The following is a 23,555-nucleotide window of genomic DNA, read 5'->3' on the forward strand; positions in this document are numbered from 1 at the left end:
AGGCCGTTCAGGTCGCTGAACGATCTTTAGCGGTGCTGACTTTGTCCAGCAGGTACGCCACTGACTGGTAGGCAATACCACTGTGCTGACGCAAGCCAATCTCACAACTGCGGCTGTTAGAAACGCCCTGTGAGCAGTGCTGAGGAACCTGCTCCGCCAAGGTTTTCAGCGCACTGGCATTGAGTTCAGGGGTATAAAAACCTTTATCTCCGGCAAAGCCACAACACTGAATATCATCGGGCACGATGACCTTGTCGGCGCAGGCCTGCGTCAGTCTGAGCAAAGCCTGCTCATTGTGCATTCTTCTGCTGCTACAGGTGATATGTAACATCACCGGCTCTGCTTGAGGGGTGATGTCCAGTCTGGGCAACACAAACTGGTGCAGAAACTCCGCCGTTTCATACAATTTGAGATCCGCGAAGCGCGGATCAGACCGAAATGACTTTAATTGCAGCGCACAAGGTGAGGCATCCACCAGTATGGGTAAATCTTGTTCAGCCGCCAGCGCCGCCAGTGCGGTCAGACTTTGCTCACCTTTTTCCCTGGCAAAATGAGGGTAGCCTTTACTGTCCCAGGGGGTACCGCAACAGAGCTCCGACACCGTGTCCGGTGTCAGCAGCTGGTAGCCGCCTTTTTCCAGCACCGATGCCAGAACTTCAGATAAGGAACGCTGATCAGTCGCCTTGGTATCGGCAGCGAAAATACGATTGGTACACGAGGGGAAATACACCACCTTTTCTGTGCGCGTCACTACGGCGGATTCTTTCAGCTTGTGCTGAGCAGACGGTACCGGCCAGGCAGAATAATAGGTAGGAACAGTCCCACCTGAGAGCTTTTTAAGCCCCCGGAACAGGCGACTGGTCCCGGCTTCACCCAGTATCCTGCGACCGACATTGACCGACCCCAGGGCAAAACGGGCGATGCTCGCCGTCGCAGCAAAGTGCCCGGCAGCCTGCCCCGCCAGCCAGGGCTTTTGTGCAGACTGCTGACGTAACCGGCGGATAAAATCACCGGTATTGATACCCACGGGACAGCGCTGGGCACATAAGCCGGTAGCAGCACAGGTATCAATCCCCTGATATGCATAGGCCTGTCGCAGTTGTTGATCTTGCTGCGAAGTGAATTCACCGCCCTGCATCTGTCGCCACAGGGCAATACGCTGGCGTGGTGTCAGGGTCAGATCTTTTGATGGGCACACAGGCTCACAGAAACCACATTCAATGCACTTGTCCAGCTCTGCATCCACGGCCGGAATAGGCTTAAGGTGGCGCAGATGGGCATGCTCATCGGTATTCAGAATCACGCCGGGATTGAGAATTCCCTTAGGGTCAAAGAGCATTTTTATTTGCTCCATCAGCGCATAGGCTTCATCTCCCCATTCCATCCGCACAAAAGGCGCCATATTGCGTCCGGTACCATGTTCGGCTTTCAGCGAACCGTCGAATGTCCCCGTCACCAATCGGCTCAATGCCTGCATAAACCGATCGTAGCGGGCTACCTCAGCCTCGCTATTAAACGCCTGAGTAAACACAAAGTGCAGGTTTCCCTCCAGTGCATGCCCGAAAATAATCGCTTCGTCATAACCATGCTCCACAAAGAGTTGATGCAGCGCCGCCACGCCTCGGGCCAACTGTTCCAGGGGAAACGCCACATCTTCGATGATCACTGTGGTGCCAGCGGGTCTGACCGCCCCCACGGCGGGGAAGGTTCCTTTTCTAATCGCCCACAGGGCCTGATTTCTGTCCTCATCCTGACTGAACGGCACACTGGCCAGCAGCAAAGAAGAATCGGGATTAATGACCTGGCTGACCTGACGCAGGTGCTGTTCAAGCGCTTGCGGGGTGTCACCTGTTACTTCAATCAACAGCCCCGCGGCTTGCTCATGCAGCGCGCTCATTCCCTGAGGCATGGCAGGCTTATCGGCCACACTTCTGAGCGCCCTGGCGTCCATCAGTTCAACCGCCGCTACGGGGGTATCGCGCAGCCGGCTGACCAGTTCGCAACAGGGCTCAATGTGGTTAAAGATAAACAGACCGGAGGCCCGATACCCTTCATTGGCCACAGTGTGATAGGTAATATCGGCGATAAAGCCCAAGGTCCCTTCCGAGCCGATCATCAGATGCTTCAGTATGTCCAGCGGCTGCTCAAAATCCAGCAACGCGTTAATGCCATAGCCTGTGGTATTTTTTAACCGGTATTTATGGCGTATTCTGTCCGCCAGTAATGGCGACTGTAATACTTGCTGGCGCAGTGCAGACAAACCGTCAAGCAGTCTATGATGGTGCCTTTCGAAGGCCCGAATGCTATTTTCATCAGCGGTATTCAGAACAGTCCCATCCGCCAACACCAGGGTCATATCAGACAATGTGTGGTAGCTGTTCTGCTTCACACCGCAACACATACCAGAGGCATTGTTTGCCGCTATGCCACCAATTTTGCAACTGTCGATAGAGGCCGGATCCGGACCAATTTTACGCCCCAGCGGAGCCAGCAAGCGATTAGCCTGGGCCCCGATGACACCAGGTTGCAGTCGTATTTTTTCCCCGTTTTGCAGAATCTGTGCGCCACGCCAGTTCTCGCCCAATACCACCAACACCGAATCGGTTACTGCCTGGCCGCATAAACTGGTTCCTGCTGCACGAAAGGTCACGGCCACCTCAAATTCAGCGGCCAGGATCAACAACTGACAAAGCTCATCAAGATCATTAACACGCACCACCAGCCGCGGCGTCATACGATAGAAGCTGGCATCGCCACTCAACGCCAGGCGCCGGGGTAAGTCACGAATGAGAGTATCTTGCGGTAACAGGGCAGCCAGCTTCTGCTCAAACTCAGCGGGCAATGCCTCCGTGGAAACGGCTTCGGCGTGTGATTGCATCAATTCCCAACCTTTGATTAATTCACTGAATTCCATCAAGAATGTTGTTAAAAATTCTTAATACCATAGAATGAAAGGAATAGTTTATTATTCCAACCATACGATCATGTCGACTTTTATCAAAATCAATGCCATGCGCGACAACCTCTCATCGAGCGAGCAGGCACTGGCCGACTATGTGCTGGCACAACCGCACAACATTCGCGACCTGTCCTCACAAAAGCTTGCCCAGCAGGTGGGGGTAAGTCAGTCGAGTGTGGTCAAATTCACGCAAAAGCTCGGCTATAAAGGTTACCCGGATTTTAAATTTGCCATCAATGACAGCCTGCGTACACACCAGGACCAGTCCCATCCGCCACTGCATGGTCAGATTTCACTGGATGATCCCTTTGAAACCGTCGGTGAAAAACTGCTTGCCAGTAAAGTTTCTGTGCTCACCAACACCCGTGCCGTCAATGACCAAAGGGCCTATGAAAAAGCCCAAATGTTATTACAAAAAGCGACTCGCATACTGATTTGTGGTGTCGGTAGTTCTGCACTGGTTGCCCGCGATTTTTCCTTCAAACTGCAAAAGCTGGGCATGGCTGCCGTGGCAGAAAGTGACAACCATATTCAACTGGCCAACATTGCCAATTACGGTCCCAAAGACCTGCTGTTTGTGATCAGTGAATCCGGAGAAACCCGTGAAGAGGTGGCGGTCACTGAACTGGCAAAAACCAATCAATGTAAGATCATCAGCCTGACAGGCTATGGTCACAACAGCATTGCAAAACTGGCCAACGCCAAACTCTATACCGTCTCTGAGGAAGACTCGGCGCGTCTGTCCTCGATTCTGGCTCGCACTGCGCAGGAATTCGTTATCGACACCCTGTTTATTCTGTTAACCCAGGCATCCGGAAAAGGCCGCAAATTACTCGAAGCCTCCAATCAGGCCGTGCGCCAGTATCGGCATAAGCAGCGCTGAAAACCGTAATGTCACCACCTCGGTGACATCGCTGGCACTGACACTCACTACAGCAAAACCCGGCAGCCAGGACGATGGCCTCAGCCCGCCTGCCTCAGTCCCCCTTCAGGGATACAACAGATAAGGGGCTCTGGCCCTGGCAAAGGCCTCCAGATCCTGCTGCCAGGTAGCGCGAATTTGCGCTTCAGTGGCACCTGCGGCCAGTGCTTTTCTAAGTCGATCCGTGCCTGCCAGCTTATCGAAAAAGCCCTCATTGGTAAAAAAAGGCACCTGCTGACGGGCAAATGCCTGATGCCAGGCCACTAAATAGCCGAGGTTCAGACCCGTGGCGGTTTTATTTCGCAGATCCATGCCTTTTATCTCGATGCCCTCAAACTTTGGATGAGTGGCTGCACCCGGTATGGAACGCGGGGTAAAGTGAAAGGGCTCCCCCTCACTCAGCGCAATGTGCTGATGGCCGATGACCTGAAACGGGAAATCTGTGCCCCGACCAATACTGACCACAGTGGGTTCAAAGAACCCCAGCGACGGATAATGACGCACCGACACATAATTCGGTAAATTCGGACTGGGCTTGACCGGCAACGAATACACCTGATCTCTTCGATAACCTGACACAGGAATCACTTCCAGTTGCACAGGTTTATCCGTCTCCAGCCAACCTTCTGCGTTAATCATCTGTGCCAGTTCGCCCACCGTCATACCGTGCACCAAAGGAATAGGGTGCATACCCACAAAAGACTGAAAAGATAAATCCAGTACCGGCCCATCCATGTAATCGCCATTAGGATTAGGGCGGTCCAATACCACAAAAGGGATATCCGCTTCAGCGGCCGCTTCCATCATGTAGTGCATGGAGCTGATGTAAGTGTAAAAGCGCACCCCCACATCCTGTATATCAAATACAATCACATCCAGGTCGCTAAGTGCCTGCGCTTCTGGCTTGCGGGTTTTACCATAAATTGAATACAGCTCAATCCCGGTTTTACTGTCTTTACCACTGGCGACCTTGGCGCCAGCGTCATGATCACCGCGAAAGCCATGCTCCGGTGCAAAAATACGTTGAACGTTTATCTGATTCTCCAGCAACAAATCCACCAGATGCTGTTGCCCCACCCTGGAGGTCTGATTCACCACCAAGCCGACTCGCTTGTCTTGCAGAAGCGGCAAATAGGCCTGTGTTTGTTCTGCGCCCGTTTGCAATGCAGGGGCAGACATGTCTGCGCCACAGGCAGAGATCAGCATAGCCAGTAACACACCGCCCAGCCGTATCAGTCGTACGTTGACCAAGCTCATTTCGTCGCTCCCTGAGCTTGCTCCACCGCGCGGCGTAAAAAGCCCTGCTGCTGATCCAATAGCGCCTGACCTTGCTGCTCATCTAATCCTGTGAGCACATGCAAAATCGCCAGCTTGGCTTTATAGCCCGTCTTACTTAAAGCCTCGCGGGCAGTCTGATGATCACAGTCGGTGGCTTGCATAACAATGCGAATGGCGCGGGCATAGAGCTTCTGGTTACTGGCATGTACATCCACCATCAGGTTCTCGTAACTCTTGCCGCTGCGGATCATGCTGGCGGTGGTGAGCATGTTAAGGATCATTTTTTGTGCTGAACCTGACTTCATCCGTGTCGACCCTGTCAGAGCTTCGGGCCCGACCAGGGCGCAGATACCAATGTCGGCGGCCTGTGTCACCGCCGATTCCGGATTACAGGTAACACTGATGGCGGGGGCGCCCATTTTACGGGCGTAGTGAAGCGCCGATACCACGTAAGGTGTACGGCCACTGGCAGCAATCCCTACCAATACATCGTCCGCACTGACGTCGAGCTTTTGCAAATCCTGTATTGCCAGCTCAGGATCGTCCTCAGCACCTTCTACCGCTTTGTACATCGCCCCTTCACCGCCAGCAATAATGCCGATAACCTGCTGATCCGAGACGCTGAATGTAGGGGGGCATTCAACGGCATCCAATACCCCCAGACGCCCACTGGTACCGGCACCGATATAAATCAGACGCCCGCCTTTGGCAAACGCCGCAACAATCTTGTCTACAGCCTGAGCAATCAGCGGAATCGCTGCGGCAACCGCCGCCGCCACTTTCTGATCTTCAGTATTAATTTTCTTTAATATGGCTTGAGTACTGAGTAAATCAATGTCCATGGTATCGGGGTTGCGCCCCTCTGAAACCATGCTATCCAGTTGTTTCAGCAACACCGATTCAGTTTGGATACAGTCGCTACCTTGTTGACTCATTATTCGGACTCCCCTTTGGACATAGCGGGTAAAGATGTTTGCATAAGTTTTTCGGCCAGGATGCAGGCCCCGTCCAGCGCATTCCCCCTGGCAGGAATAACACGCGTTTTCAGCGTTGCATGAAGGTGTTTGGCGCTGATATCTGCCAGTCCACCGGTCAGCACGACGGGCAGTTGTTCACCCGTTGCACAGATCAGACGCTCTACCGCCTGCATATGCGCTTTAAACAAAGTTTTCGCCAGCGCGCAGGTTTCCATGCGCTCAACAATTCCGGGCACCAGCCCTGCGTACTGAGTGGCTGTGGCATGGCGAAGCCAGTAAAGGATTGCCGAGCGCGTAGTCCCCAGCTGGCTGCATAACCAGCGCCCAAGATCCGATTCTGCTTTGCCCCGGGTATCCAGTTCCCACAGCATGGCATTAATGGCATTGACACCGAGTCTCGCCCCGCCGCCTTCATCGCCAACCAACAGTCCCCAACCGCCAATCATGGTTTCCTGTCCCTGCTCGTCCAGCATCATCGCCACGGAGCCGGTTCCAAGCGCCACCACCGCCACGGGCTTTCCGGCATTGGCGCCATAGGCAGAGGTACGGGCATCGGTCATGATTTGCAGCTGTGCAAAATGAGAAGCCATGGCTTCATGGGCCTGATTGGCCAGACTCACTTCGCCAGCACCGGCAAGGCCACACACCACGGCCATCTGATTCAGGTCACACTGGGCGCGAAACGCCAATTCCCTGGCCAGTTCGAGAATCACAGCTACCGAGCGGGTCAGTCCCAGTGATAAGGACGACGCCGCGGCACGCCCTTCCCAGCTTCGCCCGCTGGGTTGATGAAGCAATCGGGCGGTGGTTTTGCTGCCTCCCCCATCGACCCCGAGTAGATATTCACACTGCATGACTCACCTCCCCGCGGCATCGGCAGACACCGTGCCACTGTTATTTTTGCCGGCAATGCAGACGGCAAAGGCCACCGCTGTGCCAATACAAAGCTGCCAGGTAAACCCCAGTTCAAACTGCAAATTCTTTGGCAGTAACAGCCCCAAAATGTAAGGCTGCAGGGCCAGGGTTACAAAGAATCCGCTCAACAACGCCAGCAGCACGGTGCGGCCGTTACCTCTGCGGGTAAATAACACCGTAAAATAGACGCCCAGCAAGCCGCTGTAAGAAAACACCATGACGCTCAGCGCAAAAGCCAGTAACGGCATATCAGAATACTGTTGCCAGTAGAAACACAGTATCGCCATGGACGCCAGAGCCACGGCCGCGGCCACCATGCCCATCTGTCCGGCCCAGACATAATGTCCTTCATGTTGCTCGGGTTTGAGCCGTTGCATCAGCGGCCGGTATAGATCCTGCACCAGCACCGAAGACATGGCATTGAGACCTGAATTGAGTGTCGACAGTGCCGCTGCAATGACCCCCACCGTGACCAGGCCTCTGACACCAACAGGTATCTCGTTGAGCACGTAATACATGAAGATGGTGACCTGTTCGCCTTCAAAGGTTGGCACCACAGACTGACCGTCTGCTGACATCATCAGATCGGGGCGCTGGTAGTAGATGTATAGCAACAAGCCGATAATGATAAATAACGCCATCACAGGAATGACCATAACCACTGACCAGATCAACGCGGACGCCCCTTTCTTAGCATCTTTACAACTGAGCATACGCTGCGTCATGTCCTGATCCATGCCAAAGGCGGCGATATTCAGCAACACGAAACCACTGATGGCAGACCAGAAGGTAAAAACACCTGATGCCGTAAAATCCAGCCTGAAATCCAGTAAGGTGAGCTTGGATAGTTCGCGATCATGAGGTTCTCGCAGGGCCTGAATGATGTCGCCAAAATCAGCAGGGATGGCCGTGTAAAGGAAGTAGATGACAAACAGCGCCGCCCCCACATAAACCGTGCACTGAATCACATCACTGACAATAACGGAGCGAATGCCACCGACAAAAGAATACGCCAGTCCCACCAGAGTCAGGATCACCACTGAGGTGATCACACTGGAGGCCTGAATGTCCGCGAACAGAATCATGGATACCGCAATGGCAGCCAGATAGAGACGGGCACCGCTGGCAAAAACCCGTCCGAATAAATACATCAGGCCTGCCTGTCGCTTGGCTGAGGCACCAAAGCGTTGCTCCAGCATTTCATACACGGTGGTAACCCGGGCCTGATAGAACTTCGGCATAAGATAAGCGGCCACGAAAAAGGCACCAATGAAGGCGCCGATATTGGTGGCCAGATAGCTGAAATCATTGCGATAGCCCTGATCGGGCCCACCAAGGAAAGTCGCCGCAGACTGGGCAGTGGCTAGTACCGAAATCGCCACCATCCAGACCGGCATGCTGTTCCCTGCAAGGAAATAGTCCGCCGTGGTGGCGGCCTTTTTACGACTGTAATACCAACCGGTGCTGGCCATTACCAGAAAATACGCCACGAACACCAGCCAGTCCTGCCAGGCAAATTGGCTCTGCATAAATACCTCTTGCCAACGGCTTTTCACTTTTGCCGTGAATAAGCGTTGCTGTAATTTTTTATATTGATAGAATCTTATTCTAATGAATAATTAATTCCTTTTACCAGTAAAAGTTTAACTTTGTTGCCCGGGGTCGCCAGAAACTTCCCTCTTCCGGGCAACATAAAATGATTAAAAACATGATATTTAGGGGCTTTTATGATGATTTTCGGGTGGAGAAATAAAACTGCACTGTTACTGGCAGCAACGCTGATGACGATCACGGCGTGCTCTGAGGCGAGCAACCCGGTTGCAGAAAAAGATGAGGCAGACACCGCAACGCTGCGCCGGGCAATCGCCCAGAAAATCATCATCGATTTGCGCTATTTTTGTGAAGAAGCGCCGCAGGAAGGCCCCTGCAAGAAGCCAATGACAACGCTGCCTCCGCAATTGGCCAGGGTAATCAGTGACACCGGTATCGGCGGGGTGATTCTGTTTGCTGAGAACCTGGTGGACACCGCTCAGATGATTCAGCTCAATCACGATCTGCAACAGGCAGCTGTCAATGGCCTGTCGGGCCAACCTTTATTGCTGACCCTGGATCAGGAAGGTGGTAGAGTGGCACGCATTCCCCGCCACCTGGCAACCTCTTTAAGCGGTAATATGGCTATCGGTGCCACATTTGCCGAACATGGGCTGATGTTCGCCGAAAAAACCGGTGACATACTGGGGGGAGAACTTGCCTCACTAGGCTTTAACGTCAACCACGCGCCGACGGTGGACGTGAATGTTAATCCTGAAAATCCGGTCATTAACGTGCGCTCATTTGGTGAAAACCCCCTGCATGTGGCACAACTGGGGCTGGCGCAACTAAAAGCCATGCAACGCCAGGGTGTTATCGGCACCCTTAAGCATTTCCCCGGCCATGGCGATACGGCAGTAGACAGTCATACCGGGTTACCCCGTGTCGATCACGATCGCAACACCATCGAAGAGGTGGACTTATTGCCATTTCGCTACGCCATTGAGCAAGGGGAAGTGGATATGATCATGACCGCTCACATTCAGTACCCCCAGCTTGATAGCAGTGAAATAGAGAACACGGCCGGTGAGAAGATGCTGCGACCCGCGACGCTTTCGCGCGCCATTCTGACTGACCTGCTGCGCAAAGACATGGGATTTGAAGGCGTCATCGTCACCGATGCCATGGATATGGCCGGTATTAGCGCTTTCTTCGAGCCAACGCAGGCAGTGATTGAAACCTTTAGGGCAGGAACCGATCTGGTGTTGATGCCCGTAAGGCTGCACACCCCGGAAGAACTTGAGCGCTTGCCGGCGCTGATTTCCCAGTTGCTTGAGGCGGTGGAAGCCGGAAAACTGAATGCTGCAGAAGTTATTGCATCGGCGAAGCGCATTCACAAACTCAAGCAAAAATACCTGCGTAACCCGCTGCAACCCTCAGCAGAACAAATTGCCAGGGCCGAGGGCATACTGCGCCATCCGGATCATCTTGCCACCGAGCAGGCACTGGCCGATGCCGCGCTCACCCAGATTGGCGAGAACAATGTGAATACACCGCTGACAGCACAAACCATGCATCTGCTTATGCCGGATCGCAGTAAATGCCTGGCCATGGAGCAGGCTCTGAGTCGCCATTTGCCTGACTTAACGGTGAGTTGCACCAGTCTGCAATCCTATTTGCCGCAACAACAGCGCCAGGCCATGGATAATGCCGATATATTGCTGGTCGCCAGCATTACACCGGCACAAAGTGCCGTAGAACGCGGAGGCATGGAAGACATGCAACAGGTTGAGGCTGAGGCCATCGCTCATCAGGATCAACAGGCGCTGCTTCCACAACAAATCGACGCTGCCAAGCGTGCAGGCAAAGAGGTGATTTTCGTGAGCCTGCGTGCACCCTATGAAATCCGTACTTTAGCGGAAAAAGCGGATCTGGTGCTGGCCACCTACGGGTATAATACCCATGTGGTACCCGACACGCAGGCCAATCCGCAGGTACATGGCCCGGCTTTTGAGTCTCTGGCCCGTTATCTGGCCGGAAAAATAGACGCCCGGGGACAACTGCCTGTTACCATTGAGTAAAAGAGCCGAAACTAAAAAGCCGGTCAAAAGACCGGCTTTCTAGCAGCTCCAGTGAGAGGGCAATCTACTGGAAAAGGTTATATTGCTTCCTTCCTGGGCACAAAATAACCACTAGCAGTTAGAATTTAATAGAATATTCCTGTTTTTGCAAGCATTTGAAGATAAAGTATTCAATTGCAGACTGTGATAACGTTTTCGCTATAACATTAGCGCCAGATAAATAAGACATTGAGGAGTCGCACTTGTCATCATCCGTCCCATCCGTTGCCACGCCTTACGCATTGCGTCAGCAAATACGCAAGGGGCAGTTTAAGGGTAATACCTCAGGACAGGCTCCGGGCTTTGTGCAATGCAACCTGGCCATATTGCCTGCCGATTATGCCAATGACTTTCTGCGGTTTTGCCAGCTTAACCCGAAGCCTTGCCCACTTATTGGTATGGCAGCCAGACCCGGTAACTACCTTCTCGAAGAAGCAGGCAGAGACGTTGACATTCGCACCGATGTACCTGCCTATCAGCTTTTTGAAAATGGACAGGCCACTCAGCAGGTGAGTGACTTGATGGATGTCTGGCGAGACGACCTGGTCACCTTTATGCTGGGCTGCTCTTTTTCCTTCGAGGAAGCCCTTTTAGCCGATGGTCTTGAGATCAGAAATATCAGCGAGGGCGTTAACGTTCCCATGTACCGTACTAATATTCCCTGCACTCCTGCAGGACGTTTCAGCGGTAACATGGTGGTCAGCATGCGTCCCATGGCGGCGGCTGATGCCATCAGGGCGGTGCAGATATGCAGCCGTTTCCCTGCGGTGCATGGCGCTCCGGTGCACCTCGGTGACCCCGCATTGATCGGTATAGAAGATATTTCACGTCCCGACTTCGGCGAGGCTGTCACCATTCATCCCGGCGAACTGCCGGTATTCTGGGCCTGTGGCGTAACCCCTCAACTGGCCATTGCTGAGGCAAAACCGCCCTTTTGCATCACTCACAGCCCCGGCTGTATGCTGGTGACAGATATTCCCAACAGTAAACTATCGGTACTTTAAGAGGCTGAGCATGTTATTAAACTGCGATCTCGGTGAGAGTTTTGGTAACTGGAAGATGGGCCTGGATGATCAGGTCATGAGCTACATTGATCAGGCCAATATCGCCTGTGGCTTTCATGCGGGTGACCCCGATGTTATCCAGCACACCCTGGCACTGGCGAAAGCACATAATATAGAAATTGGTGCACATCCGGCTTATCCCGATTTACAGGGCTTTGGGCGTCGCTCTATGGCCCACAGTCACGATGAAATCGTCAATTTGTTGCATTACCAGATTGGTGCGCTTAGCGGCATGGCCGCGGTGCAGCAACTGGAGCTAAGCTATGTAAAACCCCATGGCGCACTGTATAACGACATGATGGGCAAAGAGGCCGTGTTTGTCGCCGTACTGGATGCCATTGCACAGTTCCCCCGCCCACTGAAACTGATGTTGCTGGCCACCTCTGAAGCGCCAGGTTATCAGCAAAAAGCCCAGGAGGCCGGCGTTGAACTGCTGTTTGAGGCCTTTGCCGATCGCCGCTATCTTGATGACGGTCGGTTAAGTCCCCGCAGCATGCCGGATGCCGTATTAGACTCGCAGCAAACCCTCGAACAAGTGGAACTGCTCGCCAAAGAAGGGGCCGTGATCACCGTCAGTGGCAACAAGCTGCCCCTGAAAGCCGATACGCTCTGTGTTCATGGCGACAACCCCCATGCGGTTGCGATGGTCAAACAAATCCGGGATTTACTGCCATGACTGAGTTTCCCCGTATTGAGCTGGCATCAGAAAACGCCCTCATCCTGTATCTAGATAAGCACACCAGTGAAACGGTCGCCGCCACCATCGCCGCATTATTGCCACAGATACGCGTTGCGCTGGGTGATAATCTGCTCGATCTTATTCCTTCTTATAATTCTATACTGGTGCAATACCATCCGCTTAAGACGGACCACTTTCGTATGCGTGCACAATTGAAAGCCCTGCTAAAAGCACAGTCAGACAAGGAGCTCAACAACGAACAAGGAGAGCTGGTAAGGCTGCCTGTGTGGTACAGCGAAGAGTCCGGTCCCGATCTGGCTCATCTGGCAGAACAGGCGGGCCTGAGCGTCGATGACGTGATTGCACTGCATGAACAGACCCAATATCGGGTGTATGCCATTGGCTTCGCTCCCGGCTTTGCCTATCTGGGGGAAGTGGATGAACGCATTGCGGCCCCGCGCCTGGCCACACCGCGCAAACGTGTTCCCACCGGTGCCGTTGCCATTGCCGATCGCCAGACAGCGGTTTATCCGGCTCCCTCGCCGGGTGGCTGGAATCTGATTGGCCTGTGTCCGCAGCTGATGTTCGACAAATCGGCATCCCCGCCAATGCCGGTGCGGGTAGGTGACAGGGTTCAGTTTTACCACATTGATAAAGACACGTTTTTGCGCCTGGGCGGCAAGATGGAGACATTCAGATGAGTGGCATCGTCATTGAAAACCCGGGGATGCTGGCATTGCTAACGGATCAAGGGCGTATGGGTCAGGCTCATCTTGGCCTGACCACGGGTGGGCCCATGGACCCCTTTGCCTTTACGCTGGCCAATGCGCTGGTGGGTAACCCGACGAACGCCACGGTCATTGAGACGACGCTGGGAAATCTGAGCGTGCGAGCCAACAAAGATATCCTGATAGCAGTGACCGGCGCACCAACGCCGTTACAGATAGCGGGTCAGCCTTGTGCGTTATGGCAACGCCACAGCGTTAAAAAAGGACAAGTGATCGAAATCGGCGCTCCAACAGAGGGCTTGCGCAACTATCTGGCCATTGGCGGTGGCCTGACAGTGGATGCGGAATTTGGCAGCACCAGTACGGTGCTGCGAGAAGGTATTGGCGGATTGAGGGGGCAAAAGCTGCAGCAAGGCGACACATTGGCAGTGGGTCAATCTGCTACGCCCCACCGCGACTGCGCGCTTCCTCAGTCTGCCATTCCCACTTATCATGCTGATGCGCCTTTACGCCTGGTAACCGGCTACCAGTATGAGCAGTTTAGTGTCACCAGCCGCAGCCGTTTCTTTAACAGCCAGTACCGTATCAGTGACCAGGCCGATCGCATGGGATACCGTCTGACAGGACCGGCCATTCCTGCGGCATCGAGAGCGCTACTTTCCGAGGGCATCGCGCTGGGAGCGGTGCAGGTACCGGCAGATGGTCAACCGATTATTCTGCTCAATGATCGCCAGACCATTGGCGGCTACCCCAAACTCGGCTCGGTGCTGGCCATGGACTGCGCCAGGCTCTCACAATGGCGTCCGGGTACAACCTTGTCCTTTGAGCCGATCAGTATTGAGCAGGCTCACAATCTGCTGCACTTGCATCACGCGAAGCTGACAAGGTTGTTGCAACAACTGGAACAGCACCATGAATAGCCTTACGACCCTAAGCGAGGCACTTGAAATCTTACTGGTGCAAAGAAACCTGCGCGGGATGCAGCCTCTGCGACAGCACCTCGAATCAGGCTACCTGTTGCGTGCTGCCAGATTGCTGGCCGACAATCCCGGCACCGTGATTATTGGCACCGGTTTTCCGGTCACCGGGACCTTTGAAACTGATGGTCCGGTAGGCGCCATAGCCCTCTACCAGGCCCTGGAGGCGCTGGGCTATCAACCTTACATCGCGTGCGGCAAGCCCCTGAGCGCTGCCATTAGCACAGATTTTCGCGTGATTGAGCTTAAGGTTAATGCTCTGGAGCAGGCTCGCAGTGAGACCCAGACCATACTGCAACGGCTCAAACCCAGCCTGGTGCTCTCCATAGAGCGCCCGGGACTGGCACAGAACGGTCGCTATCACAATATGCGCGGTGAGGATATCAGCGCACGTTGCGCCTGTTTCGATTATTTTGTTACCGACGCCACCTGCCCCACGATTGGCATTGGTGATGGCGGCAACGAAATTGGTATGGGAAAGGTATTCGATGCCCTGCAAGCCATGGACATTATTGCGGCGCGCACACCCTGCGATGAACTGGTTGTGGCTGATGTGTCGAACTGGGCCGCGTACGGTATTCTTGCCATGCTTGGCCAGCTCACAGGAACGGATTTACTCGGCAACATCCGGCCATTGGATATTCTTCAATATTTGTCAGATAAAGGCAGTGTGGACGGCGTAACCCGCGAAAACACCCTGACCGAGGACAGCCTCTGTTTCACTGCCGGTGAAGATTTACTGCGTCAACTTCAGGCCAGACTGGCTCCCTAGGGGGCCACAACCCGCCATCCATTTATGCCCTCAAACCAGATAATTGTTGTGCTAACCAATGACTTAGTTGTGAGCCGGGCAAGGCCCCCGATACTCTGGCCACCTCCTGTGCACGATAAAACAGGACCAGCGTGGGGATAGAGCGAATCTGGCAGCGACTGGCCGTAAGCTGATTGGCCTGAGTATCCACTTTTACAAACTGACAACGGGTGGCCATAGTGAGTGCGGTCTGCTCGAAAACCGGTGCAAATTGTAAGCACGGGCCACACCAGGGCGCCCAGAAATCCACCAGCAACGGTAGGTCTGACTTATCCAGCCAGCGCTGAAACTGATTGTCATTCAGATTGACCGGCTTACCACTAACAAGTAATTGCCGACAATGACCGCAAAGGGGCTGCTGCGCAAGTTTAGACGCCGGAATACGATTCTGTTTATGACAGGAAGCGCAAATGACATGCACTGGATTTTGACTGACCATATTCTTTCCCTACGTTGTCTGGCGGGGCCATGACGCCGGCCCAATTCACCAACTCACCCAAATAAACAGTGCCGATTATACAGCGAATAACCCTGTGATGCCTGCAAGTGGCGGTCAATTTGCTAAACGTGTATCAGGCAATACACAGCAGAAGGCGTCAAAGCATCAAAGAGAGGGGTGCTGGGCAAAGCGCTGCTCTGAGATTTTCTGATGCAATCGGCGACTGTCGGCATCCAGCCAGCTCTGATAGGTCGCCAGATAGTCGGCAGACAAACGATGCGTTTGCAACAGGGTATTGATATGGGCGATAACGTTTTCGCCCCAGGCATTGCGCGAACAGGCAATGTAACTGGGTGTGGCCTCTGGCATGCCGGCCACGGGAATAAAGCGCATGTCAGTGCTGATATTTCCGAGGCGCTGCTGATATTTCAGCTCAACGGGAAAGCCAAAGGTATAGTCAATCCGTTTTAAATCGAGCATCTTGAGCAAGTCAGAAAACACATTTGCTCCAGAACGTTTGAGTACATGCTCGGCCTGCTGGTAGCGTGCAAGTTCACTGTCTATGGGGCCCTTGTACAGCCTTCCGTCCGCCACACCGCCCAATAAATTGGAGTTTTTCATCAACGTTGACAGAACAATGCCTCGTTCACTGAGATAAGGCGTGAACTTGTGACGATCCACTTCTCTGATGATCAGACCGTTGGGGAGCACCACCCCTCTTGGCTCTGAGTAAAGAATAAACTGTTCACGCTGCTCCGATTTATACAGCCCCACGATGCAGACATTGTGGGTTGCCATCAGTTTTACAATACGTTCATAGCCTGCGGTTTGCACTGCATGCTCAAACTGCGGCAGACGCTCGGTGATAAACTGACGGGTCAGATCATTGTAGCCTTTATCCTTCAGCGGCCCTTCCACAAAGGTGCCCGGCGGAAAATCAGGCCGCAACCACAGGATCTGCTCAGCACAGACGGCAAAACAGCAAAACCAAAGCACCACCAGCAACCCTTTCATCTTAATCTCAGACTCACGCTTTACATACACCTTTGTATGCACTCTCACATTTAAAACTATAGCCTTTTACGATGGTGCATTCATTATCACCGACAAATTATTTAGTCATTCAAATGATGTCTGTGTGAAATTATTACGTGTCACTCATTGAATTGGCCAGTTTTTACACGGATTGGTGCAAACCACTAACTGCTTACCGCAGGTGTTTTTTAACTTCTTGTTTTTAAACAATTATTTAATGGCCCGGGAATTGCTAAAACTATCTGGCAAACGTCACACAATAACAAGGATACCACCATGTATACCGATGAAGACCTTGAACAGGCAAGCCAACACGGGGTACTCAGCGAGCAGTCCGTGCAGCAGTTCCGTCAGTTTATCAATGAACAACAACATCAATTGCGTCAGGATCAGGAAAATTTCCGGCTGATCGCCGGCTTTAACGATATTTTTGTGGTTATCGCCTGTGCCCTGTTATTGAGCTCTGTTGGCTGGTTAACGCAATACAGCGGCAGTTTCTTAGGCGCATTAGCCTTCTCGGCCCTGTCCTGGGGACTGGCAGAGTTTTTTGTACGCCGACGCAATATGGCACTGCCCGCCATCGGCTTGTTGCTGAGCTATCTGGGTGGCTTAATTGCCGCGCCACTGCTCTTTGTGAACGACCCCCACCCTGAAGTCTTTGCGCTGTCAGGGCTGTTAGCGGCACTCGGTGGCTGGCTGCACTGGCGCCGCTTTCGTGTTCCGATCACCGTCGCTGCAGCCTATGCGGCCTGTGTGCTGGCTGTATTGGGGCTGGTCATGAGTCAGTGGCTGATAGTACACAGCTGGGTCGAAGAAATGATTTTTGTCGGCGGATTAGTGGCCTTTAGTCTGGCCATGTACTGGGATGCCTCAGATAAAGCCCGCGTTACCCGTCGCTCTGATGTGGCGTTCTGGCTGCATCTGCTGGCTGCGCCTATGCTGGTGCATCCATTGTTCGCTGCCTTAGGCATCCTCGATGGCGGTGCAGACTTCAGCAGTATGCTGGTGGTAATGGCGGTATATCTGCTGCTGGCTCTGGTATCTATCATTATCGACCGCAGAGCCCTGATGGTATCGTCACTGGGATATGTGCTGTACGCCCTGTCGAGTCTGTTTGATACCTATGGCATGGTGGAACTGAACTTTGCCCTCACCGGTATCTGTCTGGGGAGTGCGTTACTGCTGCTCTCAGCCTTCTGGCATCAGGTGCGTGAACTGGTGATGCGTGCCATCCCGACACCGGTACACACCTACTTGCCCGGGCTAAATTAAGTCAAGGGCGCAGATCTTACGAGTAAAAAAGCCGCTGTATGCGGCTTTTTTGTGTGTGAGCTTTTTTGAAGAGCAATGTTGAGGGTTAATAATGCCGCGATTCAGATACTGCGCCCTCTTATCAGTCTTACCGCTACCACGATTAATGCCAGCACCAGCAACAGGTGGATAAAACCGCCCATTGTGTAAGACGATACCAGCCCTAATCCCCACAAAATAATCAGTACAACAATGATTGTTTCCAACATAGGTTTCTGCCTGTCAACCATAATAGAACACTCACTATGTCCGACAGTAAACACACTGTATGTACGTTTGCTCACACAACTCAAAATAATTTCTATGGTGCGCTGGCGCACAGAACTAAAAGACTCGGGGACATACACTGCGTATTCCCTTCATCAACCTGTACACAAACCATCATGAAAACTCGCAACATTTACGCCCTCTTTATATTTAGCCTGTTCAGCCTGACTCTGCTGGGCTGCGGTGCAACCGATAGCCGTGAAAGTACCGGTGAGTATATGGACGACACCGTCATCACCACCAAAGTCAAAGCCGCCCTGTTCAACAATGCCTCACTGAAATCCGGCGAAATCAACGTTGAAACCTTCAAGGGCATTGTACAGCTCAGCGGCTTTGTGAACTCAGCAGAAGACATTGACACCGCGGTACTCGTTGCCGGCAAGGTTACCGGAGTGAAATCGGTAAAAAACGTGATGCGCGTGAAATAATGTCGCACCGCGCTTAATGTTCGCTAGCGTACAATAGTGCAGGCATTACTGCGTTATACTGCCAAGTACTGTACTCATTTATAAAGATATAGCGATGTCCGAACTGGCATTAAAACAAGGTGTTGACGCCCGGCTTCATAAGCCGACCGAAAATCAGTTACTCAGGGCGCTACCCAGTGACGCACAACAGAGGCTGTTCCCCCACCTGGAACTCGTTGAAATGCCGCTGGGAAAGGTACTTTATGAATCCGGAGATGTGCTGCGCTATGTGTATTTCCCCGCCGACTGCATTGTTTCTCTGCTGTATGTAATGGAAAGTGGCGCCTCTGCGGAAATATCCGTGGTTGGCCACGATGGCATGATTGGCGTTGCCCTGTTACTGGGCGGCGAGAGCACCACCAGCCGCGCCATCGTACAAAGCTCTGGTTTTGCGTACCGGCTGTTAGGGCAGCGCATGAAGGCAGAATTTAACCGTCATGGGGACCTGCTGTCTATAATGCTGCGCTACTCTCAGGCGCTGATCACACAAATGGCGCAGACCGCTGTGTGTAATCGCCATCACAGTATCCAACAGCAACTTTGCCGCTGGCTGTTACTGTCACTGGACCGCTTAAAAGATAATCACCTGGTCATGACACAGGAACTCATTGCCAACATGCTTGGTGTGCGCCGTGAGGGGGTCACCGAGGCGGCGGGTAATCTGCACAAACTCCAGGTCATTGACTACAGTCGCGGTCATATCATTGTTACCGACAGGGCTAAGCTCGAGAAGCTCAGCTGCGAATGCTACGGCGTGGTTAAGCGCGAAACGGACCGTCTGCTGCCATTATCCCGGTAATGCACCTGATCGGTGCTGTAACGCACAGACCCGCACTCTTATAACAGGCATACTCGTGTTTCAAGGCTGACACGTACCCGTCTTGCGCCAATCTGGCGACACCAGTGCGAAAGGTTTAGCCCATGTCTGTTACAGCACCCGCGAAGATCACCAACCGACTGGTACAACTGTTACCGGCTGACGAGCAGCATCAGCTGTTGTTGCAGTGTGAGGTCGTCGACATGCAGTTTGGCCAGATACTCTGTGAACCGGGTCAGCCTTATCCTTACCTGTATTTTCCTTTGCACGGCTTTGTCTCCCTGCTCGCCCCGTTGAGTGGTCATATCCCTCTGGAAATGTGCCTGATGGGCAACGAGGGCATGCTGGGTGCCAGCCTGGTTTTAGGGATTGAAACCGCTCCCATGCAAGCCATAGTGCAGGGTAAAGGCTCGGCCTGGCGCATTCGCCCTGAGGCCCTGCAAACCCTGTTAGAAGAATGTGTTCAGCTTCGACGTACACTGCAACAATATCTGTTCCTGCAATTTCGTCAGTTGTCTCAGAGCGCTGCCTGCGGGCATTTCCACGAGTTGCCACAGCGTCTGGCGCGTTGGTACCTGATGAGCGATGACCGCACGCAGTGCGATGAGTTTTATCTGACCCATCAGTTTCTGGCCGGTATGCTGGGTGTTCGCCGCAGTGGTGTGACGGTGGCCGCCGGCAAACTGCAAAAACAGCATCTGATCCGCTACAACAGGGGCATGGTGCATATTCTCGACCACGAAGCACTCCGACAAATGAGCTGCGAATGCTATGGAGCGGGTCTGGATGACTACCGAAATATACTGGGGATCCCATCAACCGGGGCGTTGCTCAGACAGTCGTTCTCAACCAATACGCCATAAACCCTTGCCATAGTTGCCTGCGCAACCTGGCCCCAACAGCATACAAGCGTTTTCTGATGAGGTTGCCCGATGCATCCTTGTGGTGACCAAAAAGATAACTGCCGAGCGCGGCCCCGCTGCAGGCAGCCAACAGCAATGACGCCGGAGAACTCAGCTGGCGCTGCAACGACGCCCCGAGAGTGCGGGTCTGTTTGACTAACTGATGTCGTTGTTGCGGAAGTTGCGCTGCCAGTTCCGCTATGTGTTGATTCAATTGCAAAGAGGACATCTTATTGCGCCCCGTTGCCATCGGTCTGATTAAACACACGCAGACTTTGCATGGTAGCCGGAAAACGAAGCAAACTGCTGTAGTAGCGGCAGCGCCGCAGCACAAACCACAGGCCTGAGAGGTTAATCACCATTGCCAGCCCTACCGCCTGAGCCATAGAGAGCTGACTGTATTGGGCCAGTATGATCACCTGCGCCAACGCACCAAACCATAAGGTGAGGGCCAGCAATCCGGTTAGCAGACCACATACCACCAATGCGACCATACTGGTGGCGACCCGCTGACCTTCAAGAGTCAGTAATTGCAGTTGATCACCGGCAAGGGTTCTGACTTGCTGCCACCACTGAACCATCTCGGCAGCAGCGCCCGGCGATACGGAAGCTGCCGCCCCCGTATTGTCAGGAGCAGCGTCAGGATTACTCGGCATGTTGTCCACCGCTGCGACGGCTTAACCACCAGCTAAACAGCATACCTGTGGCCATTGCGACACCCAGTGACATCAGTGGATGGCTGCGTATCTGCTCACGGGTTCCCTCGGTTAATTGCTGCTGCAGATGATTCAGCTGCTGCCCTTTTTTGGACATCGCCTCGGCGGCATGGTTAACGCCACTGGCCATTTTATCCACCGTATCATGGGCACTGGCTGTCATTTGTTCGATTGCCGGGGACCCGGCTTCGGCTGCACTGTTGATAGCATTGTGAATGCTGTTTGATGCCGCATCCACGCCACTGCTGAGGCCTTTTTTGGCAGCGTTGGTTTCTTTTGAATTTTCCATGGTAACTCCGTTTGTGTGTAACAGGGACAATGTTATCCCTGTCTTATTCTTAGTATCTATGTGGCAATGCGCCTTGTCGGTGCGCCAGCACGCTTATCCTTTTTTTGCCACGGTCACAGCGTTAGCAATAATCACTTCAACCCGCCGGTTTTGCTGCCGACCACCTGATGTGGCATTACTGACTAGCGGTGAAGTCTCACCTTTGCTGGACGTGTTAAGACGGCTGTCTGCAACCCCCCGGGCAACCAAAAAGTCTTTTACGGTGTCCGCCCGGCGCTGCGACAACAGCATATTGGCGGCTTCACTGCCCACATCATCCGTGTGTCCTTCAATCTGTGCGATGCGCTCAGGGTACGTGGTCAGAAATGTCGCCAATCTGTCCAGATGGCTGCTGTTACCTTTAAGGCTGGATTTGCCGCTATCAAAGAGCACATCCCCCAGGGTGATGACTAACCCTCTGTCGGTGGGGCGGGCATTTAATTCAGCCAACTGTGAGCGCAAGGCAATGGCGTCGGCCTCAGCGTGCTCGGCCTGTTGACGTGCGGTTTGAGCATCTGAGCGGGCGCTTTGCTCGCGATTTGCCGACAATCTGACCTGCTCCCTGGCCGAGTCGGTGTCTCTGCGCGCCAGTTTGGCATCTTTCTGGGCTTGGGCAGCGCTGGACATTGCCTGCTCTGCATCTTCCCGGGCTAACATCGCATCGGCCCTGGCGCGCTCTGCCTCCAGACTACGTGCATCCAGGCGGATGTCATCACGTTGCTGATTCAGTCCCTGGCGCTGCGACTCTAACAGACGGGTGTTTGCCTCCGTGCTGGCCAGCGCCACCTTGCGTTCTGCCATCGCCATGCGGTGGCTCACCAACTGCTTATTTTTTTCCGGTTTTTCGGCTAACAGCACCGCGTGCTCAGCCTCTTTTATTGCCAGAGGTGCCAATACCGCCAGGTGTCGGTCATTTTGTAGCTGCGTTAGCTGCTGACGCAGCTCGTGCGCGCCCTCTGGCGTGCCCGGCGCACTGGCACAGCCACCGAGTAAAAGGGAGGCAAGGCTCAGACTCAGCAGTGTTCTGGCAAAAGGATTAATACGGTTCATGGTCTGACTCCTGAAAGGTTGCGTTGAACTTCCTGTTTTAAGACATCAATGCTCTGTTGCATATTCTCATTGATGGCCTGGGCTTTGATCAGCTCAGCCCGCGCCAATGCCAGTTCGGCACTGGCCTGTGCCTGCAATGCCAGCTGCCGCGCCTGTTGCATATCCCGGGCAATCACCGCGCTACGGGCTGCGGCCAGTTCGGTGCGGGCATTATTGAGTTCGGTACTGGTATAACGGGTGGTTTGTGCCCTTTCGGCATTGCCGATCGCCCGTTCGGCGGCCTCCACTTCGGCTGTTGGGGCCTTCAGTGCGCTGGCGCAACCACCCAGCAGCAGCGTCGTGGCCATGATCATAAAGAGTGCTTTGCATCGCTTTTTGCTCAGCAAAAGTGTCCTGGTTAGAGGGACGGCAATGAATGTGTTCATGTAAGACTCCTGATGGTACGGGCAACAAACAGTGCGCCCTGTCTTACTATGAGCGCATCACCCTAGCCTGTCGGTACGCTGGCGCGCATAACAGAATACAGAGTCGTTTGTACAGAGTCTTAGAGGGGGGGGGTCGCCCGGCGTTTGGCCTGGTACATGGCAGCATCAGCAACGCTGATCAGTTTTTCGGCACTTTTCCCATCGGCCGGAAAGGTCGCCACACCGATACTGGCAGACACCTCTACCATGGTCTTGTCTATCTGATAGGGTTGCGCCAGCAGGCAACACAACTTGGCGGCAAACTGGTCTGCATCTTCTTTGTGCTTGGTGTTATTCAACAGTAACAGAAACTCATCACCACCATGTCGGCTGATGGCATCACTTTCGCGAATAGAAGAGCGCAGGCGCGCGCTGACCTGCTGCAGGACTTTATCTCCGGCACCATGACCGTGGCGGTCGTTCACCGGTTTAAAGTTATCCAGGTCGATAAACAATAAGGCAAACAGCCCGCGCTCCCGTTTTGCGATTCGGATAGCCTGCTTTATACGATCCAGCATCACACTGCGATTAAGGGTCTGGGTCAGGGCATCACACTGACTGTTCAGCATCAGTTGCTGTAATTCCGCCCTGGCCTGTTTCAGGGCCAGTAATAATTGTTGGTTTTCCCGCTGTAGCTGAGCTTTTTCCAGACTCTGTATGTCGCGCAGTAACATTGCGTCACAACTCAGTCCATCATGCTGTGCCTGACTGCCGTTCAGCGCGTCTTGCTCTGTCGTTCTTAGCTTGCGCAGGGTACTGCGCAGCAGAAAAGGGTTAATATCTACAGAATCTTTCATAG

At 53.5% G+C, this 23,555-nt stretch carries 25 protein-coding genes; 11 read left to right on the forward strand and 14 right to left on the reverse strand.

All coding sequences use genetic code 11. The features are described from left to right. Positions 1-7: 7 nt before the first annotated feature. Positions 8-2,878: an FAD-binding and (Fe-S)-binding domain-containing protein gene (locus tag CCY32_RS07770; RefSeq protein ID WP_088330146.1), complete on the reverse strand. Its 2,871-nt coding sequence runs from the start codon at positions 2,876-2,878 to the stop codon at positions 8-10. A gap of 106 nt (positions 2,879-2,984) precedes the next feature. Here CCY32_RS07770 and CCY32_RS07775 point away from each other — a divergent pair, with 106 nt between their 5' ends. Then, positions 2,985-3,842, forward strand: a complete 858-nt coding sequence (locus CCY32_RS07775; RefSeq protein WP_088330030.1) for a MurR/RpiR family transcriptional regulator — start codon at positions 2,985-2,987, stop codon at positions 3,840-3,842. 105 nt (positions 3,843-3,947) lie between these two features. On the opposite strand, the gene CCY32_RS07780 is transcribed toward CCY32_RS07775, so the two are convergent. Genes CCY32_RS07780 through CCY32_RS07795 form a run of 4 tightly spaced genes read right to left on the reverse strand, consistent with a single transcriptional unit; the run spans position 3,948 to position 8,580 of the window. Continuing rightward, complete coding sequence (locus CCY32_RS07780; RefSeq protein ID WP_088330147.1) at positions 3,948-5,087, reverse strand: DUF1343 domain-containing protein; 1,140 nt, start codon at positions 5,085-5,087, stop codon at positions 3,948-3,950. Between the two features lie 47 nt (positions 5,088-5,134). After that, positions 5,135-6,094 carry an N-acetylmuramic acid 6-phosphate etherase gene (gene murQ, locus CCY32_RS07785; protein ID WP_088330031.1) on the reverse strand — a complete coding sequence of 320 codons (960 nt, stop codon included), beginning with the start codon at positions 6,092-6,094 and terminating at the stop codon, positions 5,135-5,137. Then, positions 6,094-6,990 (reverse strand): BadF/BadG/BcrA/BcrD ATPase family protein, encoded by an 897-nt coding sequence (locus tag CCY32_RS07790; protein ID WP_088330032.1) that lies wholly within the window; start codon positions 6,988-6,990, stop codon positions 6,094-6,096. Before CCY32_RS07790 ends, murQ begins: the two co-directional genes overlap by 1 nt. 3 nt (positions 6,991-6,993) lie before the next feature. Next, positions 6,994-8,580 carry a sodium:solute symporter gene (locus CCY32_RS07795; RefSeq protein ID WP_088330148.1) on the reverse strand — a complete coding sequence of 529 codons (1,587 nt, stop codon included), beginning with the start codon at positions 8,578-8,580 and terminating at the stop codon, positions 6,994-6,996. 198 nt (positions 8,581-8,778) lie between these two features. Between CCY32_RS07795 and CCY32_RS07800 the strand changes: the two genes are divergently transcribed. The 6 genes from CCY32_RS07800 to CCY32_RS07825 all read left to right on the forward strand — a co-directional run bounded on the left by CCY32_RS07800 (position 8,779) and on the right by CCY32_RS07825 (position 14,921). Continuing rightward, positions 8,779-10,662, forward strand: a complete 1,884-nt coding sequence (locus tag CCY32_RS07800) for a glycoside hydrolase family 3 N-terminal domain-containing protein (RefSeq protein WP_246840559.1) — start codon at positions 8,779-8,781, stop codon at positions 10,660-10,662. A 242-nt stretch (positions 10,663-10,904) separates the two neighbouring features. After that, positions 10,905-11,705 carry a putative hydro-lyase gene (locus tag CCY32_RS07805; protein WP_088330033.1) on the forward strand — a complete coding sequence of 267 codons (801 nt, stop codon included), beginning with the start codon at positions 10,905-10,907 and terminating at the stop codon, positions 11,703-11,705. Positions 11,706-11,715: 10 nt separating this feature from the next. Then, entirely contained in the window at positions 11,716-12,441 is a 726-nt protein-coding gene (locus CCY32_RS07810) for a 5-oxoprolinase subunit PxpA (RefSeq protein ID WP_088330034.1), read from the forward strand. Continuing rightward, positions 12,438-13,145, forward strand: a complete 708-nt coding sequence (gene pxpB, locus CCY32_RS07815) for a 5-oxoprolinase subunit PxpB (RefSeq protein WP_088330035.1) — start codon at positions 12,438-12,440, stop codon at positions 13,143-13,145. The genes CCY32_RS07810 and pxpB overlap by 4 nt, the downstream gene beginning before the upstream one ends. Then, a complete protein-coding gene (locus CCY32_RS07820) occupies positions 13,142-14,092 on the forward strand; it encodes a biotin-dependent carboxyltransferase family protein (RefSeq protein WP_088330036.1) in 951 nt (316 codons plus the stop codon). The genes pxpB and CCY32_RS07820 overlap by 4 nt, the downstream gene beginning before the upstream one ends. Further along, on the forward strand, positions 14,085-14,921 hold the full coding sequence (locus tag CCY32_RS07825) for a glutamate cyclase domain-containing protein (RefSeq protein ID WP_088330037.1): 837 nt from the start codon (positions 14,085-14,087) through the stop codon (positions 14,919-14,921). The genes CCY32_RS07820 and CCY32_RS07825 overlap by 8 nt, the downstream gene beginning before the upstream one ends. 22 nt (positions 14,922-14,943) lie before the next feature. Here the strand turns inward: CCY32_RS07825 and trxC are convergent, their stop codons facing one another. Continuing rightward, positions 14,944-15,399 carry a thioredoxin TrxC gene (gene trxC, locus CCY32_RS07830; protein WP_088330038.1) on the reverse strand — a complete coding sequence of 152 codons (456 nt, stop codon included), beginning with the start codon at positions 15,397-15,399 and terminating at the stop codon, positions 14,944-14,946. Between the two features lie 165 nt (positions 15,400-15,564). Next, on the reverse strand, positions 15,565-16,413 hold the full coding sequence (locus CCY32_RS07835; RefSeq protein ID WP_088330039.1) for a TIGR02285 family protein: 849 nt from the start codon (positions 16,411-16,413) through the stop codon (positions 15,565-15,567). 297 nt (positions 16,414-16,710) lie between these two features. Here CCY32_RS07835 and CCY32_RS07840 point away from each other — a divergent pair, with 297 nt between their 5' ends. Further along, entirely contained in the window at positions 16,711-17,706 is a 996-nt protein-coding gene (locus CCY32_RS07840) for a hypothetical protein (protein ID WP_088330040.1), read from the forward strand. A 101-nt stretch (positions 17,707-17,807) separates the two neighbouring features. Here the strand turns inward: CCY32_RS07840 and CCY32_RS17090 are convergent, their stop codons facing one another. Then, complete coding sequence (locus tag CCY32_RS17090) at positions 17,808-17,954, reverse strand: lmo0937 family membrane protein (protein ID WP_141096195.1); 147 nt, start codon at positions 17,952-17,954, stop codon at positions 17,808-17,810. A 174-nt stretch (positions 17,955-18,128) separates the two neighbouring features. Here CCY32_RS17090 and CCY32_RS07845 point away from each other — a divergent pair, with 174 nt between their 5' ends. The 3 genes from CCY32_RS07845 to CCY32_RS07855 all read left to right on the forward strand — a co-directional run bounded on the left by CCY32_RS07845 (position 18,129) and on the right by CCY32_RS07855 (position 20,159). After that, a complete protein-coding gene (locus CCY32_RS07845; RefSeq protein ID WP_088330041.1) occupies positions 18,129-18,440 on the forward strand; it encodes a BON domain-containing protein in 312 nt (103 codons plus the stop codon). 94 nt (positions 18,441-18,534) lie between these two features. After that, positions 18,535-19,278 carry a Crp/Fnr family transcriptional regulator gene (locus CCY32_RS07850; protein ID WP_088330042.1) on the forward strand — a complete coding sequence of 248 codons (744 nt, stop codon included), beginning with the start codon at positions 18,535-18,537 and terminating at the stop codon, positions 19,276-19,278. 122 nt (positions 19,279-19,400) lie between these two features. Next, on the forward strand, positions 19,401-20,159 hold the full coding sequence (locus CCY32_RS07855) for a Crp/Fnr family transcriptional regulator (RefSeq protein ID WP_088330043.1): 759 nt from the start codon (positions 19,401-19,403) through the stop codon (positions 20,157-20,159). Here CCY32_RS07855 and CCY32_RS17095 read toward each other — a convergent pair. From CCY32_RS17095 to CCY32_RS07880, 6 genes are all read right to left on the reverse strand, one after another. Beyond that, positions 20,128-20,427, reverse strand: a complete 300-nt coding sequence (locus tag CCY32_RS17095) for a hypothetical protein (protein ID WP_141096196.1) — start codon at positions 20,425-20,427, stop codon at positions 20,128-20,130. The two genes, CCY32_RS07855 and CCY32_RS17095, sit on opposite strands and share 32 nt — an antisense overlap. A 1-nt stretch (position 20,428) precedes the next feature. After that, positions 20,429-20,854 carry a hypothetical protein gene (locus CCY32_RS07860; RefSeq protein ID WP_088330044.1) on the reverse strand — a complete coding sequence of 142 codons (426 nt, stop codon included), beginning with the start codon at positions 20,852-20,854 and terminating at the stop codon, positions 20,429-20,431. Next, positions 20,844-21,203, reverse strand: a complete 360-nt coding sequence (locus tag CCY32_RS07865; RefSeq protein WP_210401701.1) for a hypothetical protein — start codon at positions 21,201-21,203, stop codon at positions 20,844-20,846. The genes CCY32_RS07860 and CCY32_RS07865 overlap by 11 nt, the downstream gene beginning before the upstream one ends. Positions 21,204-21,296: 93 nt before the next feature. Next, positions 21,297-22,292 carry an OmpA family protein gene (locus tag CCY32_RS07870; RefSeq protein ID WP_088330045.1) on the reverse strand — a complete coding sequence of 332 codons (996 nt, stop codon included), beginning with the start codon at positions 22,290-22,292 and terminating at the stop codon, positions 21,297-21,299. After that, the gene (locus CCY32_RS07875) at positions 22,289-22,717 is read right to left on the reverse strand and encodes a DUF4398 domain-containing protein (protein WP_210401702.1); all 429 of its coding nucleotides are present in this window, start codon (positions 22,715-22,717) and stop codon (positions 22,289-22,291) included. The genes CCY32_RS07870 and CCY32_RS07875 overlap by 4 nt, the downstream gene beginning before the upstream one ends. Positions 22,718-22,836: 119 nt before the next feature. Beyond that, positions 22,837-23,553, reverse strand: coding sequence for a GGDEF domain-containing protein (locus tag CCY32_RS07880; protein WP_088330046.1), 717 nt, complete (start codon positions 23,551-23,553; stop codon positions 22,837-22,839). Positions 23,554-23,555: the final 2 nt, after the last annotated feature.

The sequence above is a fragment of the Lacimicrobium sp. SS2-24 genome (genome assembly GCF_002201535.1).
GTDB lineage: Bacteria > Pseudomonadota > Gammaproteobacteria > Enterobacterales > Alteromonadaceae > Lacimicrobium.